Annotated in this window: 19 protein-coding genes; 11 read left to right on the top strand and 8 right to left on the bottom strand. The window is 70.8% G+C overall.

The window, feature by feature from the left end; all coding sequences use genetic code 11:
- Positions 1 to 59 precede the first annotated feature (59 nt).
- Positions 60 to 536, bottom strand: a complete 477-nt coding sequence (locus GUY60_RS19810) for a nitroreductase/quinone reductase family protein (protein ID WP_161699694.1) — start codon at positions 534 to 536, stop codon at positions 60 to 62.
- Positions 536 to 1,735: an acyl-CoA dehydrogenase family protein gene (locus tag GUY60_RS19805; RefSeq protein WP_161699692.1), complete on the bottom strand. Its 1,200-nt coding sequence runs from the start codon at positions 1,733 to 1,735 to the stop codon at positions 536 to 538. Before GUY60_RS19805 ends, GUY60_RS19810 begins: the two co-directional genes overlap by 1 nt.
- A gap of 187 nt (positions 1,736 to 1,922) precedes the next feature.
- Here GUY60_RS19805 and GUY60_RS19800 point away from each other — a divergent pair, with 187 nt between their 5' ends.
- Together GUY60_RS19800 and GUY60_RS19795 are read left to right on the top strand one after the other, a co-directional pair.
- Positions 1,923 to 3,104, top strand: a complete 1,182-nt coding sequence (locus tag GUY60_RS19800; protein ID WP_161699690.1) for a thiolase C-terminal domain-containing protein — start codon at positions 1,923 to 1,925, stop codon at positions 3,102 to 3,104.
- Between the two features lie 138 nt (positions 3,105 to 3,242).
- A complete protein-coding gene (locus GUY60_RS19795; protein ID WP_223178703.1) occupies positions 3,243 to 3,731 on the top strand; it encodes a GNAT family N-acetyltransferase in 489 nt (162 codons plus the stop codon).
- Positions 3,732 to 3,831: 100 nt separating this feature from the next.
- On the opposite strand, the gene GUY60_RS19790 is transcribed toward GUY60_RS19795, so the two are convergent.
- Genes GUY60_RS19790 through GUY60_RS19780 form a run of 3 tightly spaced genes read right to left on the bottom strand, consistent with a single transcriptional unit; the run spans position 3,832 to position 4,665 of the window.
- Positions 3,832 to 4,059 carry a hypothetical protein gene (locus GUY60_RS19790; RefSeq protein ID WP_161699686.1) on the bottom strand — a complete coding sequence of 76 codons (228 nt, stop codon included), beginning with the start codon at positions 4,057 to 4,059 and terminating at the stop codon, positions 3,832 to 3,834.
- Positions 4,049 to 4,486: a hypothetical protein gene (locus tag GUY60_RS19785; RefSeq protein WP_161699684.1), complete on the bottom strand. Its 438-nt coding sequence runs from the start codon at positions 4,484 to 4,486 to the stop codon at positions 4,049 to 4,051. The genes GUY60_RS19790 and GUY60_RS19785 overlap by 11 nt, the downstream gene beginning before the upstream one ends.
- Complete coding sequence (locus tag GUY60_RS19780; RefSeq protein WP_312866357.1) at positions 4,483 to 4,665, bottom strand: hypothetical protein; 183 nt, start codon at positions 4,663 to 4,665, stop codon at positions 4,483 to 4,485. Before GUY60_RS19780 ends, GUY60_RS19785 begins: the two co-directional genes overlap by 4 nt.
- Before the next feature lie 154 nt (positions 4,666 to 4,819).
- Between GUY60_RS19780 and GUY60_RS19775 the strand changes: the two genes are divergently transcribed.
- From GUY60_RS19775 to GUY60_RS19745, 7 genes are all read left to right on the top strand, one after another.
- On the top strand, positions 4,820 to 5,650 hold the full coding sequence (locus tag GUY60_RS19775) for a helix-turn-helix domain-containing protein (RefSeq protein ID WP_161699698.1): 831 nt from the start codon (positions 4,820 to 4,822) through the stop codon (positions 5,648 to 5,650).
- On the top strand, positions 5,647 to 5,856 hold the full coding sequence (locus tag GUY60_RS19770) for a DUF397 domain-containing protein (protein WP_161699681.1): 210 nt from the start codon (positions 5,647 to 5,649) through the stop codon (positions 5,854 to 5,856). Before GUY60_RS19775 ends, GUY60_RS19770 begins: the two co-directional genes overlap by 4 nt.
- Positions 5,857 to 5,930: 74 nt before the next feature.
- Positions 5,931 to 6,131, top strand: a complete 201-nt coding sequence (locus GUY60_RS19765; protein WP_161699679.1) for a DUF397 domain-containing protein — start codon at positions 5,931 to 5,933, stop codon at positions 6,129 to 6,131.
- Between the two features lie 402 nt (positions 6,132 to 6,533).
- Positions 6,534 to 7,448 (top strand): WXG100 family type VII secretion target, encoded by a 915-nt coding sequence (locus GUY60_RS19760; RefSeq protein ID WP_161699677.1) that lies wholly within the window; start codon positions 6,534 to 6,536, stop codon positions 7,446 to 7,448.
- A gap of 13 nt (positions 7,449 to 7,461) precedes the next feature.
- A complete protein-coding gene (locus tag GUY60_RS19755) occupies positions 7,462 to 9,696 on the top strand; it encodes a hypothetical protein (RefSeq protein ID WP_161699675.1) in 2,235 nt (744 codons plus the stop codon).
- Positions 9,697 to 9,821: 125 nt separating this feature from the next.
- Complete coding sequence (locus GUY60_RS19750; protein WP_161699673.1) at positions 9,822 to 10,247, top strand: pyridoxamine 5'-phosphate oxidase family protein; 426 nt, start codon at positions 9,822 to 9,824, stop codon at positions 10,245 to 10,247.
- Between the two features lie 25 nt (positions 10,248 to 10,272).
- Entirely contained in the window at positions 10,273 to 10,953 is a 681-nt protein-coding gene (locus tag GUY60_RS19745) for a pyridoxal 5'-phosphate synthase (RefSeq protein WP_161699671.1), read from the top strand.
- Here the strand turns inward: GUY60_RS19745 and GUY60_RS19740 are convergent.
- Genes GUY60_RS19740 through GUY60_RS19730 form a run of 3 tightly spaced genes read right to left on the bottom strand, consistent with a single transcriptional unit; the run spans position 10,931 to position 12,422 of the window.
- Positions 10,931 to 11,527 carry a GNAT family N-acetyltransferase gene (locus GUY60_RS19740; protein WP_312866356.1) on the bottom strand — a complete coding sequence of 199 codons (597 nt, stop codon included), beginning with the start codon at positions 11,525 to 11,527 and terminating at the stop codon, positions 10,931 to 10,933. The genes GUY60_RS19745 and GUY60_RS19740 overlap by 23 nt on opposite strands.
- A gap of 8 nt (positions 11,528 to 11,535) precedes the next feature.
- A complete protein-coding gene (locus GUY60_RS19735) occupies positions 11,536 to 11,973 on the bottom strand; it encodes a Zn-ribbon domain-containing OB-fold protein (protein WP_187370082.1) in 438 nt (145 codons plus the stop codon).
- Positions 11,970 to 12,422 (bottom strand): DoxX family membrane protein, encoded by a 453-nt coding sequence (locus GUY60_RS19730; protein WP_161699667.1) that lies wholly within the window; start codon positions 12,420 to 12,422, stop codon positions 11,970 to 11,972. Before GUY60_RS19730 ends, GUY60_RS19735 begins: the two co-directional genes overlap by 4 nt.
- A gap of 182 nt (positions 12,423 to 12,604) precedes the next feature.
- Here GUY60_RS19730 and GUY60_RS19725 point away from each other — a divergent pair, with 182 nt between their 5' ends.
- Together GUY60_RS19725 and GUY60_RS19720 are read left to right on the top strand one after the other, a co-directional pair.
- A complete protein-coding gene (locus tag GUY60_RS19725) occupies positions 12,605 to 13,807 on the top strand; it encodes a flavin-containing monooxygenase (RefSeq protein ID WP_161699666.1) in 1,203 nt (400 codons plus the stop codon).
- A gap of 172 nt (positions 13,808 to 13,979) precedes the next feature.
- Positions 13,980 to 16,179: acetate--CoA ligase family protein (locus GUY60_RS19720; protein ID WP_161699664.1), on the top strand; the 2,200-nt coding region annotated here is incomplete at its 3' end.

Raw genomic sequence — 16,179 nt, 5'->3', positions numbered from 1 at the left:
CCTCCGGCGATTGAGGAGGCCCGTCCGGCGAGGACTTTCGGGAAGGGGCGGGGTGGGGACTAATCCCTGCGCTCCAGCCGGAACAGCCTGATCTCCCGCTCCACCCGAGCCTGATACGTCGCATACGGCGGCCAGAAGAGGAGCGCGGAGGCCCACGCCTCCGCCCGCTCCTCCCCCTCCAACAACCTCGCCGAGACCGCAATCTCCACCCCCTTCCAACTGATCGACACCTCAGGATGAGCCAGCAGGTTCGCCGTCCACGCCGGATGCCCGGGACGCCCGAAGTTGGACCCGATGAGCAGCCACGTACCGGAGGACTCCTCCGGCATGCAGGCCAGCGGAGTACGCCGCTCAAGCCCACTCTTCGCCCCGCGAGCGGTAAGGACGACACCGGGCAGCATCCGCGCGGAGAGCAGCACCTTCCCCCGCGTCAGCCGATGCACCGCGCGGTCGAGCACCGGGATCACATGCGGGGCGACCTTCGCGAAGGCGCGGGTCGACGAGACCTTCTGGACGAGTCGGACTCCGACCGGCATCAGGCGGCCTCCCCCGGCTGCGCGGTGAACAGTCCGGCCCGTTCGGCCGCGTGCGCACGGAGCCGGTGTACGGGCCCGAACAGCAGCTCGTCGCCCGCGGCCCGCTTGAAGTACAGCTGCGCGTCGTGTTCCCCGGCGGAGCCGGTGCCGCCGTGCAGCTGTACGGCCTCGGCGGCGGCGGTACGCAGCGCTTCGAGCGCCTGGGCGAGCGCGAGCGCCCCGGCTCGTTCCCTACCGTCGGCCGTGCCGGTAGCCCACGCCGCGTAGTACGCCGCGGAGCGGGCCGCGCGGACGGCCACGTACACATCGGCGAGGCGGTGCTTGGCGGCCTGGAGGGCTCCGGCGGCGCGGCCGGACCGCTCGCGGAGGCGGACGGCGTCGACGGCCCTGGCGAGGGTGGCCTCGGCGGCACCCGCGGCCTCGGCGGCGAGTACGGCGGCCGCGGTGTCCCCCGTGGCGGCGAGCGCGGCGGCGACGGCGCCCGCGTCGTCCGTACCGAGCAACTCGGCCTCGGCGTCGCGGAGTTCGATACGGGCCTGCGGCCGGGTCTCGTCGAGCGCGTTCTGCCGGGCGGCGACCACGCCGGGCGCGTCGGCCCGTACGAGATAGAGCAGCGTGCGGGAGCGGGCGAAGCCACCGGTGTGGGCGGCGACGACGAGCAGGTCCGCGCTGTGCCCGTCGAGCACCTGCTCGGCCTGCCCGTACAGGTGCAAGGCCTCACTGTCGCAGGCGGCCTGCACCCCGCCGGCCCGGCCGCCGCCCGCCCAGTCGCCCGGGGTGGCGTCGGCGAGGCCGAGCGCGGTGGCGAGGGACGTGCCGGGTACGGCGAGCGCGGCGGTGGTCTCGCCGGAGGCGATACGCGGCAGGTGCGCGGCGCGCTGCTCCTCGGTGCCGAGGCGGGCGATCAGGGGCGCGGCGAGCGCGGCGGTGGCGAGGAGCGGGCTCGGCACCAGGGCGCGGCCGGTCTCCTCGCAGGCGAGGGCGAGTTCGGTGGCGGTGCCGCCGCCCCCGCCGTACGCCTCGGGAATGCCGAGGCCGGGCAGCCCCAGCTCCTTGGCCAGGGTCTGCCAGAGCGCGGTGTCGTGCCCCGCGGCGGTACGGACCGCGGCCTTGACCTCGTCCGGGCCGCAGCGTTCGGCGACGAGTTCGCGCAGGGTGCGCCGGATCTCGTCCTGCTCCGCGGTGAAGGCGGCATCCATCGACGGGCTCCTCCCTCGGCAAGCGGGTACGGCACCCACCACCGATCTGACGGGCCGTCATGTTAGGGCGGTGGCGCCCAGATGCACAGAGGTCGGAGCCTGCTGTCGGAGCTGCTGACGGAGTTGCTATCGGGGCTGCTGTCGGAGCCCTGCTGCCGGACCCCATATCTGATGTACCGTCAGATTCATGCCTTCAGCCACCTCAGCCTCCACTCCACGCAAGGTCGCCGTCGCCGGCGTCGCGCTCTCGGACTGCGGCAAGGTCGACGACGCCACCCCGTACGCCCTGCACGCCCAGGCGGCCCGTCGCGCGCTCGCCGACGCCGGGCTCGACCGCAGCGTCATCGACGGCTTCGCCTCCGCCGGGCTCGGCACGCTCGCCCCGATCGAGGTCGCCGAGTACCTGGGCCTCAAGCCGACCTGGGTCGACTCGACCTCCGTCGGCGGCTCCACCTGGGAGGTGATGGCCGCACACGCCGCCGAGGCCATCGCCGCCGGGCACGCGCGCGCGGTCCTGCTCGTCTACGGCTCCACCGCGCGCGCCGACATCAAGGCGAAGCGCCGCACCTCCAACCTGTCGTTCGGGGCGCGTGGCCCGCTCCAGTTCGAGGTGCCGTACGGGCACACGCTGATCGCCAAGTACGCGATGGCCGCGCGCCGCCACATGCATCAATACGGCACGACCGTCGAGCAGTTGGCGGAGGTCGCCGTACAGGCACGGGCCAACGCCGCGCACAACCCGGACGCCATGTACCAGGACCCGATCACCGTGGACGACGTACTGGCCGGGCCGATGATCGCGGACCCGTTCACCAAACTGCACTGCTGCATACGGAGCGACGGGGGCGCGGCGGTGTTGCTGGTCGCCGAGGACCTGCTGCCCGACTGCGCCAAGTCCCCGGTGTGGGTGCTGGGTTCGGGCGAACATGTCTCGCACACCACGATGTCCGAGTGGGACGACTTCACGGTGTCCCCGGCGGCGGTGAGCGGCCGCCTCGCCTTCGAGCGCGCCGGGGTGCGCCCCTCCGACATCGACGTGGCCGAGCTCTACGACGCCTTCACGTACATGACGCTTGTGACCCTCGAAGACCTCGGCTTCTGCGCGAAGGGCGAGGGCGGCGCGTTCGTGGAGAAGGGCCGGCTGACCCTCACCGGGGACCTGCCGGTGAATACGGACGGCGGTGGCCTGTCCGCCCAACACCCGGGAATGCGCGGCCTGTTCCTGCTTGTGGAAGCGGTACGGCAGTTGCGCGGCGAGGCGGGTGCGGGCCAGGTCCGCAAGGCGGGCGGCCGCCTGCCCGAGCTGGCGGTGGCTTCGGGTACGGGGGGTTGGTTCTGCTCGTCGGGGACGGTGGTGTTGGGGCGGTAGCGGGGACCGGGCAGAAACCGTTGGACACGGCTCTGGCCGGTCGACGAGCATCCGCAAATGGCAGATGAGTCCGATCGACGGAGACCGCTCACGCGGAGCCCGAAACGTGTCCGCCTTGTCGAGCTGTCCGGCGAGGCGATGTCCGCTCTGCTCGACGGGGACCTGTCCCGAGCCGGCAGGACGGCTGGGCTTTCGCTGACCGAGTACTTCGTGACCGACAGCGCACGGTGGCTGTGGCGGTACCGGCTCGCCCAGATGGCCGCCGATCCCGAGCGCGCGCGGTGGATGGTGCGGCAGGCGGTCGTGGGCGACGGGGGTCTCGCCGTCGGGCATGCCGGGTTCCACGGGCCGCCCGATGAGGCCGGCATGGTCGAGGTCGGCTACTCCGTCGCTCCCGAATTCCGCCGCCGGGGATACGCCCGCGCCACGCTGGTCGAGTTGCTGTGCCGGGCGGCGGCCGAACCCACCGTCACGACCGTGCGAGCGGCGATCAGCCCCGGCAACGCGGCGTCCCTGGCCACTGTCTCCGGCTTCGGCTTCGTCGAGGTCGGAGAGCAGTGGGACGACGAGGACGGTCGCGAACTCGTCTTCGAGGTCCCCGCCCGCCGGGGGGTTCCAGCTGAGTGATGTCTCGCTGAGTGATGTCTCGGTGTGTCATCAGAAATTCGGGGTGCGACCCTGACCCGGTTCGGTCGCCATGGGGATCTTGCGATCAGCTGGTCCGTCTTTACGTGCACCCCTGCCGTAGCGCGGCGGCAAGGGCTCGTGCCGTGGAGACGTTGCAGCGGCCCAACTCGACAAGTGCGAAGGAGAATTCACCTCCGTACGAGAGTGGGTCGAGCCCGAGCGAGGGCAGGGTGACTCCGGCCTTCGCGAGCGCCGCCGACAGTTCCTGACACGCCGCCTCGGCGTCCGCCAACGTCCCGTGCGCCTTCGCCGCGTCCTCAGCCGCCATGCGATCCACTCCGTCCACTCCGTACGTCGGGCTTGTGTGTCGTCGTCGTCTCGGGCCAGATCGAGAAGGTGTACGTGCAGTCGGCGTCCGGCACGCTGAGGGACAGCGGGTCGCCCCGCTTGATGCGCTCGCGTGCCGCCCGGCCGTCACTGCCCGCCGCGCACCAGGCCCTCAGTTCGGCGGGCCCGTCGGGGGCGGGCGGGACCGGCATCCGCATCGCGGGCCGCACCCACCTCGATCCCTCCGGGTCGGGGTCGAGCCGGTCCGCGATCCACAGGGCCCGGCCCCACAGCCAACGCAGCGCGAGTACGGGTGAGATGGTGCGGAAGGCTCCGAGCACGTACGAGACGACTCCGGCCCCGCCGTACACCGGGCCCACGGCCAGGACTTCACACCGGTAACTGGCGGGTGGGCTCGTGGCGTTCACAGCACCTCACCTCGACTCCGGGCGTTCGCCCGCGCGTTCTCGGCACGCAGTCGCTGCGCGGGGTCGGCCGGCTGTACGTCTTCGGGGTCGACGTCCCACTCCCGGCCGCCCTGCATGGGCCGCAGCGCCCATCGCCCGCAGCATTCGCCCCGGAACTCCCCGAGTTGGTCTGTCTTCACGTCCAGTAAGAGGGTGCCGAGGGCGGGGGTTGGCATGTGGTTCGCGCACACAATCGCTCCTCTCTGTAGCGGTTCGGCTACCAGGAGCTTCAGAGTGACTTAGGGTCGAAGCGTCTTCAACTTGCAGATTTTGCACAGGGAGTTGGGCGCGCCGATGGTGAACCGCAAGGAGCTGGACCCCGAGGAGTCCCCGAAGGCGAAGTTCGGGCAACGTCTTCGCATGCTGAGGGAAGGGCAGGGCTGGACACAGGACGACCTGTCGGAGCGCATGGGGTACTCCGCGACGCATATTTCCGCCGTGGAAACTGGTCGCAGATCTCCAACTACGCGGTTTTCGCACAGTGCTGACAAGGCGTTGGGTACGGGGGAGCAACTCGAACGGCAGGGGCGGGCTGTACGGAACACTGCGCTGCTGGAGGGGTTTCCGGAGTTCGTCAAGCATGAGTCGCAGGCCGTTGAGATCCGACTGTTCGAACTGGGGATCATTCCCGGCTTGCTCCAGACCCCTGAGTACGCCGCAGCCATCGCCCGGGGCGCGGTGCGCCGGGGAGCGATCACGGAACAGCAAGCGGAGGAACGGCTCACGCTTCTCGCGCGGCGTCAGGCGGCCATAGACAGGACTCCAGCTCCGATGACGCATGTCGTCCTGGACGAAAGCTGCATCCGACGGCCAGTGGGTGGCTCGACGACGATGACTGCGCAACTCGACCGGCTCTCCGAGTTCGCCGAACAGCCGAACACTGTCTTCCAGGTGGCTCCGTTCGACCTCGGCGAACGACGGGCGTTCGACCTCCCCGTAACGCTGGTGGCCCTGGCCGATCGGTCTCACATTTCGTATGCCGAGTCTGCTCAACAAGGGCGGCTGGAGCGGGATATGCGGTTCGTGCAGCCCATGCTGACGGCCTACCATCAGTTGCAGGCCGAATCACTCTCCCAAGCAGAGTCCGTGGCCATGATCAACCGGTTACGAAAGGGCACCCCGTGACGACCGAAATCCCGCGTTGGTTCACGTCCTCGTACAGCAGCAACGGCGGTCAGTGCGTGGAGGTCGCCACCAACCTCATCCCCACGCACGGCACCGTTCCGGTCCGCGACTCCAAGAACCCGACCGGCCCCACCCTCGACGTTCCCGCCGCCGCGTTCTCCTCCTTCGTGGCGGGCGTCAAGGACGGACAGCTGGGCACCATCTGAGCATCACAACGGCCCCTCTGCACCGCCATGTTGGCGCGTACGGAGGGGCCGACTGCTACGGAAGGGGCATCCCGATGACGACCGAATCCCCGAACTGGTTCAAGTCCTCGCACAGCAGCAACGGCGGCGACTGCGTAGAGGTCGCCACCAACCTCGTACCCGAACACCGCACCGTCCCCGTACGCGACTCCAAGAACCCCACCGGCCCCGAACTAGCCATGAACGCCGACGCGTTCGCCGCCTTCGTGACGGGCCTCAAGGCCGGACACCTGTAAGGGTTTTGGGAACCCTTGACGCTCCCTTGAAGTCCGCTTGACGCGGGTCGACGGGGCCCAACTCCCGTACAAGCACAGGCACACTCGCTTCACCCGGTCCCCCTGGAAGCCGCCTCCTGCGGAGGGCTAGGCTCCGTTCCGTCGGTCGTTCGATCGGCGGAACGCAGGAACCACACAGGACACCGTGCGGCGCGCACAGCGATCCCCGCACGGGCACGGGGGTAGCCAGTGAGCTCTGACTTCGACGACGTACGACCGATATCCGCGCCGTTGGATGACGGCCCGGATCCACGCGGCGGGAACTCGCACCAACTGCCCGAGCCCGACGGCAGCTTGGACATCTCGAACCCCGGCCCGATCGCTCCCGACCCCGGATTCGCCCGGCCGTCGGAGGGGCACCAAATGCCCGCCCCCGACGGGAACCTGGACATCTCGAACCCCGGCCCGATCGCTCCCGACCCCGGATTCGCCCGGCCCTCGGAAGGGCACCAGATGCCCGCCCCCGACGGGAACCTGGACATCACCAACCCGGGCCCGATCGTCCGCGACCCGGGATTCGCCGCCCCGGATCCCTCAGGCGCGCACCAGATGCCCGCGCCCGACGGCAACCTCGACATCATGAACCCCGGCCCGATGGCTCCCGACCCCGGGTTCTCCGGTGGTCTCGCCCCGATGACCGCGGCGGACGCGAGCGGTGCCCCGCCGGTGCACGGTCTGGAGCGTCCGGACGGTTCGGCCGACCTCCGGAACCCCGGCCCGACCGCCCCCGACCCCGGCTTCGCCGCCGGTGGGCTCGCGCCCATGACCGCGGCGGACGCGGGCGGGCCGCAGGGGCATGCGCTTGAGCGGCCGGACCACCCCGTCGACGTACGGGATCTGGACCCGGCGCCCGGGTACTCGGGCGGGTCCACCGGCGGTGGCGGTGGCGGTATTCAGACCATGGCCGGCGGCGGGCCCGCCGGTGGTGCGCGGTCGCAGAGCGGCCTGAACGGTGTGGACGACCCGGCGGCCCTCAACCGCGCGGGTCAGGCGTCCACCGAGCTGGCCAGCATGGTGCAGCGCGGCGGCCTGGTCGGCGACGACGGGCAGATGATGGGCGCCGTGGGCGCGCTCGCGGGTGACCTGTGGGGCGGCGAGCTGGGGGCCGAGCTGATGAAGACGATGGAGAGTTGGGACCGGCAGGCGGCCAAGCTGCGGAAGTCCTGTGAGTCGATCGGCGAGAACTGCACGCAGACGGCGAACAACTACACCACCACGGAGTCGGCGAACGAGACCGAGATGAACTCCGTCCGCAACTCCCTCGCCGACTTCAACTGAACAGGAACACCCAGTGATCGCCTACGAGCAGCTCTACCACCTGGACGTCGCCGGCATCAAGGGTGCCGTCGACCAGTGGACCGAGTTCATCCGCCGCTACGACACCATGGAACAGGCCTTCAGGGACGAGGTCGTCACCAACTTCGACGCCGCGGGCTGGAACAGCGTCGACGGCACCCACGTGTTCGCGCGCGTCCAAATAGCCTCCGCCAACAAGGAGTTCATCGACGCCGTGACCGAGGCCAAGGGCCTCCGTGCCGTCCTCGACGACGCCCACGACGAGCTGAAGGCCTGCAAAAAGGAACTTCTCGACCTGGAGGACAAGGCCCGCGGCGAGGGCGTCCTGATCAGCGGCACCGGCAAGGTGACCCTCAAGGACCCCAAGCCCGAGGGCGACAAGCCGATCGAGATCGCCCCCGGAATGCCCGCACCGGACGGCGCGACCCCGAACCGGATCAAGATCGCGGCGTGGGAGGCCCGGATCGAGGTCATCCTGGTCAAGGCGACCGACATCGACATCTCCGCGGCGACCGCGCTGCGCCGCAACACCGGCGAGGGCGGCAAGGAGGGCTTCAACGACAAGACCGTGAAGTCCGTCGACCAGGACGAGGCACAGCGGTCCGCGAAGCTTCTGGAGAAGTACGAGAAGGGCGAGAAGCTCACCCCGGCCCAGCTCAAGGAGCTGGAGCGGGTGATGAGCCACAACGAGAAGGACCCGGAGTTCAGCCGGATGCTGCTGAACGACCTGGGCCCCGAGGCCACGCTGCGGCTGCAGCAGGACCTGGAGAGCGAGCGCGCCGGGGACGGCGCCAACAAGGACAAGTACAACAGCATCCAGAACTCGCTCGCCAACTCCGTCGGCGCCGCCAACCAGGACAAGAAGTTCTCTGAGCAGTGGCTCAAGGACATGGAGAAGCTCGGCACCAAGCGCGCCGACGGCGACTATGACGGCGACTACGGCTACCAGACCCTGACGGGCCTCCTGAAGCACGGCGACGCCGCCGACTACCCGCCGCACATGACGATGGGTCTCACCGACGACATGATCGCGGCGGAGAAGAAGAACCCGGAGATCTGGAGCGATGTCCGGAGGGTCACCGTGGGCAACGAAGACGTCGGTCCGCAGACACTGAAGGACCCGGTCGACGACATGCTCGGCATCATGAGCGACGACCCCGACACCGCCACCAAGTACCTCGACCCGGCCGGGGACAAGGGCGAGGAGCGGATGAAGTACCTGTTCGACAAGCGGGACTGGCCCGACACGGAGATCCAGAAGGAGACCGTGCGCCAGGACGACGTCGGCGAGCCCATCCACATCGAGGCCAAGAACAACCGCGTCGGCTTCGCCGACGCCATCGAGGCGGCCACCACCGGCGAGCAGCCCGGCTCGCACCGCGCCGACTTCGACAAGGGCCACGGGGACGACCAGGCCCGCGTCATGCAGCGGACCATTTCCCTACTCGACAACAACGGCGACGGCGGCGGCGACAAGATCCCGGCGAACATGCGCGAGCCGCTGGCCCGTTCGCTCGGCGACTACACCGCGGACACCCACAAGATCATCGCGGGTTCCGAGGACGGCTACCGCGACCCGGACGGCTACCGCGACAAGGACGGCAACCGGCGGCTCCTCGGCGAGGGCGACGACTCCCACATCACCAGCCCCGAGCGCAGCGTGATCCGGGTGATGCGCGGCATCTCCGAGGACGGGGAGGCGTTCCAGCACCTCTACAAGAGCGAGCGCGACTACTCCGCCGAGCAGATGGGCAGCGCGCCCAAGGCGGGCGGTGAGGGCAACGAGAACCACGTGGTGCCCGCCGTCGACACGGGCAACGTCCTGGGTGCGTACAACGCCATCGGCTCCGACGCGTATCTCGACGCGAAGGACGAGCGGAAGCAGTGGGCCGACGACATGGGCAAGGGCCTCTACCACGGTCCCGGCCTGGCACTCGGACAGGTTCCCGTAATCGGCGACCCGGCCCTGCGCATGCTCGACATGGCGGTCTACGACTGGACGAAGGACGTCAAGCTGGAGGCCGAGGCGACCGCCGACTCCGAGAACGCCAAGGAGAAGGCCAGTGGCCTGGGCGGCACCAACGACCTGATCAACGCCTGGTACCAGGAGCGGGAGAAGCAGGGCGAGCCGATCGGCAACATGACGCAGCGGGCCATCGCCCAGCAGAGCGAGCAGGGCTACGTCACGTCCCGCAACTCGGCCCTGGAGGACCTCGGCCGTACGGTCTGACCCGGCCCGATACGCCGCGCACCGCCGATGGGGTGACCGTCGGTGGTGCGCGGAATACCCTTGCGGGGTGGGCGAGTTGACGCGTGAGCCCGACGCAGTCGACCCGCCCACCGAGGGAGTCCCCCATGGCCCTGACCCGTGACGAGCGCGAGAAGTTCCTGGCCGAACCGCACATCGGCGCCCTGGCCGTGGCCGGTCCTGACGGCCACGCGCCGCTCACCCTGCCCATCTGGTACCAGTACGCGCCGGGTGGCGACCTGTGGGTGATGACCGGCACCGACAGCAAGAAGGCCCGTCTGATCGAGGAGGCCGGCCGATTCTCCCTGATGGTCGACCGCCTGGACCCGACGATCCGGTACGTCTCGGTGGAGGGCCCCGTGGTGCGTACGGAGAAGGCGACCGTCGAGCAACTGCGGGAGATCACCGCGCGCTACCTCCCGGCCGACAAGGTGGAGTCGTACGTCGAGTTCGCAACGGAGAACCACGGCGAGAACTCGGTGTTCCACCTGCGCCCGGAGCGCTGGTACTCGGGAGACCTGGGCGCGGTCTGATCCGGTGCGCGGCGACAATGACCGTATGAACGAAGCCGATACGGGATCCGCCGCCGCCTTCCAGTCCCTGCTGCGCTCGCAGCGCGTCTGGGACGTGGAGCTGCCCGCCTTCGACCCGGCGGCGGCGCCCGAGGAGCCGACCGCGCTGTTCCACGCCTGGTTCGCGGACGCGGCCGCCGCCGGGCAGAGCGAGCCGCACACCATGCAGTTGGCCACGGTCGACGAGGACGGGCTGCCGGACGTGCGCACGCTGATGCTGCACGGCGCGGCCGCCGGGGTCTGGGAGTTCGCCTCGCACGCGGGCAGCGCCAAGGGCCGCCAGCTCGCCGCCCGCCCGAAGGCCGCCCTGCACTTCTACTGGGCTGCGCAGGGCCGCCAGGTCCGGGTCCGCGGCACCGTCACCACGGCCCCGCCCGCCGCCGCGAGCGCCGACCTGCACGCGCGCTCCACCGGCGCCCTGGCCTCGGCCCTGGTCGGCCGGCAGAGCGAACTCCTCAATTCCCTGGACGAGTTGGCGGACGCGTCGACGGCAGCCTGGGAGCGCGCGCAGCGGGAACCCGACGCCGAGGCCCCGTCCTGGACCCTGTACGAGCTGGCCGCCGAAGAGGTCGAGTTCTTCCAGGGCGACGCGCGACGGCGGCACGTACGGCTGCGCTACCGGCGGGAGCGAGGCGACGGGTGGGTCAGGGGGCTGCTGTGGCCGTAGAGGGTGTGGCCGCCGGGAGCGGGTCCGGCCGCACCCGGCCATGCAGATGCCCGTCCTGAAAGGTCCCGTCCGCGTTCCGGTGCGACCCGCGCATCGTGCCCTCGTACGCGAAGCCGCAGCGCTCCGCGACCCGGCATGAGGCGGTGTTGCCGACCGCGTGGTCGAGGGCCAGGCGGTGCAGGCCCAGGGCGTGGGCCCAGCCGGTGACCAGGCCGAGGGCGCGGGTGGCGACGCCGTGGCCGCGCGCCTCGGGCAGCACCCAGTAGCCGACGGTGGCCGAACGGTTGGGCCAGTACGGGGAGTTGAGGGTGACGTTGCCGAGGACCGTGCCGAGGGCGGCGTCGGTGACGCAGAACGCGCCCGCGCTGCCCTCGTCCCACAGCAGCGCCCGGTCCCGCAGCGCGCGCCGGGCCGCGTCGAGGTCGTCGACGAGGCGCAGCGGGTTGTTCCAGCGCCGGAACTCCGGGTCGCCGAAGCCCCGCAGGTAGGCCGCGGCGTCGGCCTCCGAGGTCTCCCAGGGGCGCAGGAGCAGGCCGTCGCCGCGCAGTTCGGTCCTCGTCAGGCGGTGCGTCACCCGGCCATTCAACCTCGGGGCCGGAACACCGGCACCGCCACCCCGCCCTCGGTGCGGAAGGCCACCCGCAGCTCCATGCCGACCCGCAGCTCGCCCTCGGGGCAGTCCACGACCTCCGTCATCATGCGGGGCCCCTCGGCCAGATCGACCACGGCGGCGGCGTACGGGGTGCGGGAACCGAAGGGCGGCAGGTCGTTGCGGTGCACCATGGACCAGGTGTAGAGCGTGGCCAGGCCCTCGGCCTCCCGCCAGGCGACGTCCGTGTCGTTCCAGCAGTACGGGCAGAACTCGCGCGGGTAGTGATGCGTACGGTCGCAGGCCCCGCAGTGCCGAAGGAGCAGCCGCCCCTCGGCGGCCGCGTCCCAGTAGGCCTGCGTGAACGCGTCGGGCTCGGGCAGGTCGAAGCGTACGGAGGCGGGCGCCGCGCCCCCTGACTGAGCGGTCACAAGAAAAGTCCCATCGCGTTGTCGAGCGACCAGGCCTGCCAGGACATGGAGACGAGGGCGATCAGCGAGATCAGCGCCATCATCGCGTTCTGCCCCTGCTCGGCCCAGTCGTGGATCATCAGGACGAGGTAGAGAAGGTTCAGGAGGAGCCCGCCGATCAGCGCGACCGGGGTGAGGAAGCCGACGATCAGGCCGAGGCCGAGGGCGAGTTCGGCGTAGACGACGACGTACGCCATGGCCTTCGGGCGGGGTGCGACCACCGTGTCGAAGCCGCTGCGTACGGCCGTCCACTTGTGCTTGCCGGCCACGTCGGCGGCCCAGGCGATGCCCGTACCGCGCTCGAACCAGCCCTTCTTGTCCTTGTGCCGCCAGCTCTCCAGCCACCACAGGCCGAGCCCGATACGGAGCACGGCGAGCCATTCGGCGCCGCTCAGCCAGATCGTCTGCATGTCCCGTCCCCTCATTCGTTTCTGACGGTACGTCAGTTCTACGGACGGGTCGAGACGTACGCAAGAGGCGGGCACCGGGCACTCGAACGGGCCGGCCCTTGGCACCCCGCCGTGATCGATTCGCAACCGCTTCCAGCCTTGACCGCGACCCATCAAGACCCGCGCTCGCTACGCTCCGAAACATGAGCGCCGACAGACCCAGCGACAGACCCAGCCCGTCACCCCGCCCCGCGGAGGACCGCCCCGTGTACGTCATCGGCGGCGGACCGGGCGGTCTCGCGGCGGCGGCAGCGCTGCGCGCCCGTGGCGTACGGGCCGTCGTCCTGGAGAAGGCCGAGTCCGTCGGGGAGTCCTGGCGCCACCACTACGACCGCCTCCACCTGCACACAACGCGCCGCCTCTCAGCCCTGCCGGGCCTCAAGATCCCGCGCGCGTACGGGCGTTGGGTGGCCCGCGCGGACCTGGTGCGCTACCTGGAGAGTTACGCCGACCACCACGAGCTGGAGGTCGTCACCGGCGTCGAGGTCAACCGCGTCGACCGGGCGCCGGACGGGTCCGGCTGGCTGCTGCACGCCACCGGGGGCCGGGAACTCACCGGCTCCGCGGTGGTCGTCGCCACCGGCTACAACCACACGCCGAGGCTGCCGGAGTGGCCCGGCCGCGCCGACTGGTCCGGCGAGTTCCTGCACGCCTCCGCGTACCGTGACGCCGCCCCGTACGCGGGCCGTGACGTGCTCGTCGTCGGCGCCGGCAACACGGGCGCCGAGATCGCCGTCGACCTGGCCGAGGGCGGCGCGTCCCGGGTACGGCTCGCGATCCGCACCGTCCCGCACGTCGTACGCCGCTCCACCGCGGGCTGGCCCGCCCAGCGCTCCGGCATCGCGTGCCGCCGCCTGCCGGTCGCGGTCGTCGACCGGCTCGCCCACCGCATCGCCCGCCTCAGCGTCCCCGACCTGTCGGCGCAGGGCCTGCCGCGCCCCACGACCGGCCTGTACTCACGGGCCAAGGAGGGCGCGATCCCGGTCCAGGACGTCGGCCTGATCGACGCGGTGCAGAGCGGCAAGGTGCTCCCGGTCGCGGCGATGGAGTCCTTCGAGCCCGACGCGGTGGTCCTCGCGGACGGCACGCGGATCACGCCGGACGTGGTGATCGCGGCCACGGGCTACGAACGCGGCCTCACGTCGCTGGTCGGCCACCTCGACGTACTGGACGCCGACGGCCGCCCCACGGTCCGCGGCGCCCGCACCCCGGCTTCGGCGCCGGGCCTGTTCTTCACGGGGTTCACGAATCCGCTCAGCGGGATGCTGCGGGAGATGCGGTTGGACGCGGAGCGGATCGCCCGAAGGGTGGCCAGGTCAGCCAAATTCAGCCCCTCCGGCGATTGAGGAGGCCCGTCCGGCAGGACTTCGGGAAGGGGCGGGTAGGGGAAAAACGCCCCGCCCCATTTACTCACCGCACAACGGTTCCTGACGCGCCGTCAGTTCAGTAATCTGACAGTGCGTCAGCTACAACGCGACATGGACCGATACCGCGGCACCCAGGAGGCGGGCCTCAGCGATGCTTGGATCGACCCACGGCACCCTCACCACCGACCCCCGCCCAGCCCGCGTCGTGGCCTGCGGCGAACGCCCCGCACCAGCCGTGCACGGCACCACGCACGGCCCCGACAGCACCCTCGACCTCGACGTGAGCGGCCGCCCGCTGCACGCCGACGTACCGGACCTGGACCGGTTCTTCCGGCCGGAGTCCGTGGCCGTCGTCGGCGCGTCCGACGCCGAGGGGCGCCCCAACACCGGCATCACCCGGCAGCTCCTCGCCTGGGCCGAGCGGGTCGGCGCCCGCATCCACCCCGTGCACCCGACCCGCGAGTCGGTCTTCGGGCTGCCCTGCGTACCCTCCGTCGCCGAACTGCCCGAGCAGGTCGACCTGGCCGTGCTCCTGGTCGGCGATCCGCTGCCCGTGGTCGAGCAACTCGCCGAGGTCAAGGTGAAGTTCGCGGTCGCCTTCGCCTCCGGGTTCGCCGAGACCGGGCAGGAGGGCGCCGCGGCGCAGGCCCGCCTGGCCGCCGCCGTGGAGCGCTCCGGGATACGTCTCCTCGGCCCGAACACCAACCTCAACGCCTTCGAGAAGTTCCGCGACGACCTGGACGGACCGGCCATCGCGCTGATCACCCAGTCCGGGCACCAGGGCAGGCCGGTGTTCGCCCTCCAGGAGCTCGGCGTACGCCTGTCGCACTGGGCGCCCACTGGCAACGAGGCCGATCTGGAGACCGCCGACTTCCTCTCGTACTTCGCGCACCGCCCCGAGGTGGGCGCCATCGCCTGCTACGTGGAGGGGCTGAAGGACGGCCGCTCCTTCCTGCTCGCCGCGGACCACGCGGCCCGGCAGGGCGTACCGGTCGTCGCGGTGAAGGTCGGCCGCACCGAGACCGGCGCCAAGATGGCCGCTTCGCACACCGGCAAACTCACCGGCGCCGACACCGTGGTGGACGCGGCGATGCGGCAGTTCGGGGTGATCCGCGTCGACGGGCTCGACGAACTCCAGGACACCGCCGCCCTGTTGGCCCGCGCCCGCAAACCGCAGGCGGACGGGGTGGTCGTCTACTCGATCTCCGGCGGCACGGGCGCGCACTTCTCCGACCTGGCGACGGAGGCGGGCCTGCACCTGCCGACCCTCTCCGAGACGAAGCAGGACGAACTCCACGAGTGGATACCGTCGTACCTGAACGTCGCCAACCCCGTCGACAACGGCGGGCACCCGGTGGGCGACTGGCGCGGCCCGAAGATCATCGAAGCGATCCTCGACGACCCGGACGTGGGCGTCCTCATCTGCCCCATCACCGGCCCCTTCCCGCCCATGAGCGACAAGCTCGCCCAGGACCTGGTGGACGCGGCGGAGCGCACGGACAAGCTGGTCTGTGTCGTCTGGGGCTCACCGGTCGGCACGGAGGCCGCGTACCGCGAGACCCTGCTCGGCTCGTCCCGCGTGGCGACCTTCCGTACGTTCGCCAACTGCATCACGGCGGTACGCGCCTACCTGGACCACCACCGCTTCACCGACGGCTACCGCTCCCCCTTCGAGGACGCGCCCCGCACCCCCTCCCCCTCGTACCGCAAGGCACAGGCCCTGATGCGGCCCGGCAAGCAGCTCAGCGAACACGCGGCGAAGCAACTGCTGCGGGCGTACGGGATCCGGGTACCGCGCGAACAACTCGTCACGAGCGCGGCCGCGGCCGTCCGCGCGGCCGGCACGGTCGGCTACCCGGTGGTGATGAAGGCCTCCGGCGCCCACCTCGCCCACAAGACCGAACTCGGCCTGGTCAAGGTCGGGTTGACCTCCGCGAGCCAGGTACGGGACGCCTACCGCGAGCTGACCGACATCGCCCGGTACGAGGGCATCGACCTGGACGGCGTACTGGTCTGCCAGATGGTGGAGCGGGGCGTCGAGATGGTCGTGGGCGTGACGCAGGACGAGCTGTTCGGGCCCACGGTGACGGTCGGGCTTGGCGGTGTCCTGGTCGAGGTCCTTCAGGACGCGGCGGTCCGCGTCCCCCCGTTCGGCGAGGACCAGGCACGGGCGATGCTGTCGGAGCTGCGGGGGCGGGCGCTGCTCGATGGTGTACGGGGAGCTCCACCGGTCGACGTCGACGCCCTCGTCGAGGTGGTGCTTCGGGTGCAGCGGATGGCGCTTGAACTGGGGGATGAGCTGGCGGAGTTGGACATCAACCCGTTGATGGTGTTGCCCAGGGGGCAGGGGG

This window comes from Streptomyces boluensis, assembly GCF_009908195.1.
In the GTDB taxonomy this organism is placed as follows: domain Bacteria; phylum Actinomycetota; class Actinomycetes; order Streptomycetales; family Streptomycetaceae; genus Streptomyces; species Streptomyces boluensis.
The sequence above is the reverse complement of the archived record's forward strand: the minus strand, read 5'-3'. Positions and strand labels throughout refer to the sequence as shown.

Excerpts from the sequence above, each read along its gene's own strand:
- GUY60_RS19800 (WP_161699690.1), top strand. The coding sequence starts at position 1,923 with ATGCCTTCAGCCACCTCAGCCTCCACTCCACGCAAGGTCGCCGTCGCC.
- GUY60_RS19805 (WP_161699692.1), bottom strand. The coding sequence starts at position 1,735 with ATGGATGCCGCCTTCACCGCGGAGCAGGACGAGATCCGGCGCACCCTG.
- GUY60_RS19810 (WP_161699694.1), bottom strand. The coding sequence starts at position 536 with ATGCCGGTCGGAGTCCGACTCGTCCAGAAGGTCTCGTCGACCCGCGCC.
- GUY60_RS19750 (WP_161699673.1), top strand. The coding sequence starts at position 9,822 with ATGGCCCTGACCCGTGACGAGCGCGAGAAGTTCCTGGCCGAACCGCAC.
- GUY60_RS19745 (WP_161699671.1), top strand. The coding sequence starts at position 10,273 with ATGAACGAAGCCGATACGGGATCCGCCGCCGCCTTCCAGTCCCTGCTG.
- GUY60_RS19775 (WP_161699698.1), top strand. The coding sequence starts at position 4,820 with ATGGTGAACCGCAAGGAGCTGGACCCCGAGGAGTCCCCGAAGGCGAAG.
- GUY60_RS19725 (WP_161699666.1), top strand. The coding sequence starts at position 12,605 with ATGAGCGCCGACAGACCCAGCGACAGACCCAGCCCGTCACCCCGCCCC.
- GUY60_RS19790 (WP_161699686.1), bottom strand. The coding sequence starts at position 4,059 with ATGGCGGCTGAGGACGCGGCGAAGGCGCACGGGACGTTGGCGGACGCC.
- GUY60_RS19795 (WP_223178703.1), top strand. The coding sequence starts at position 3,243 with ATGTCCGCTCTGCTCGACGGGGACCTGTCCCGAGCCGGCAGGACGGCT.
- GUY60_RS19765 (WP_161699679.1), top strand. The coding sequence starts at position 5,931 with ATGACGACCGAATCCCCGAACTGGTTCAAGTCCTCGCACAGCAGCAAC.
- GUY60_RS19760 (WP_161699677.1), top strand. The coding sequence starts at position 6,534 with ATGCCCGCCCCCGACGGGAACCTGGACATCTCGAACCCCGGCCCGATC.
- GUY60_RS19730 (WP_161699667.1), bottom strand. The coding sequence starts at position 12,422 with ATGCAGACGATCTGGCTGAGCGGCGCCGAATGGCTCGCCGTGCTCCGT.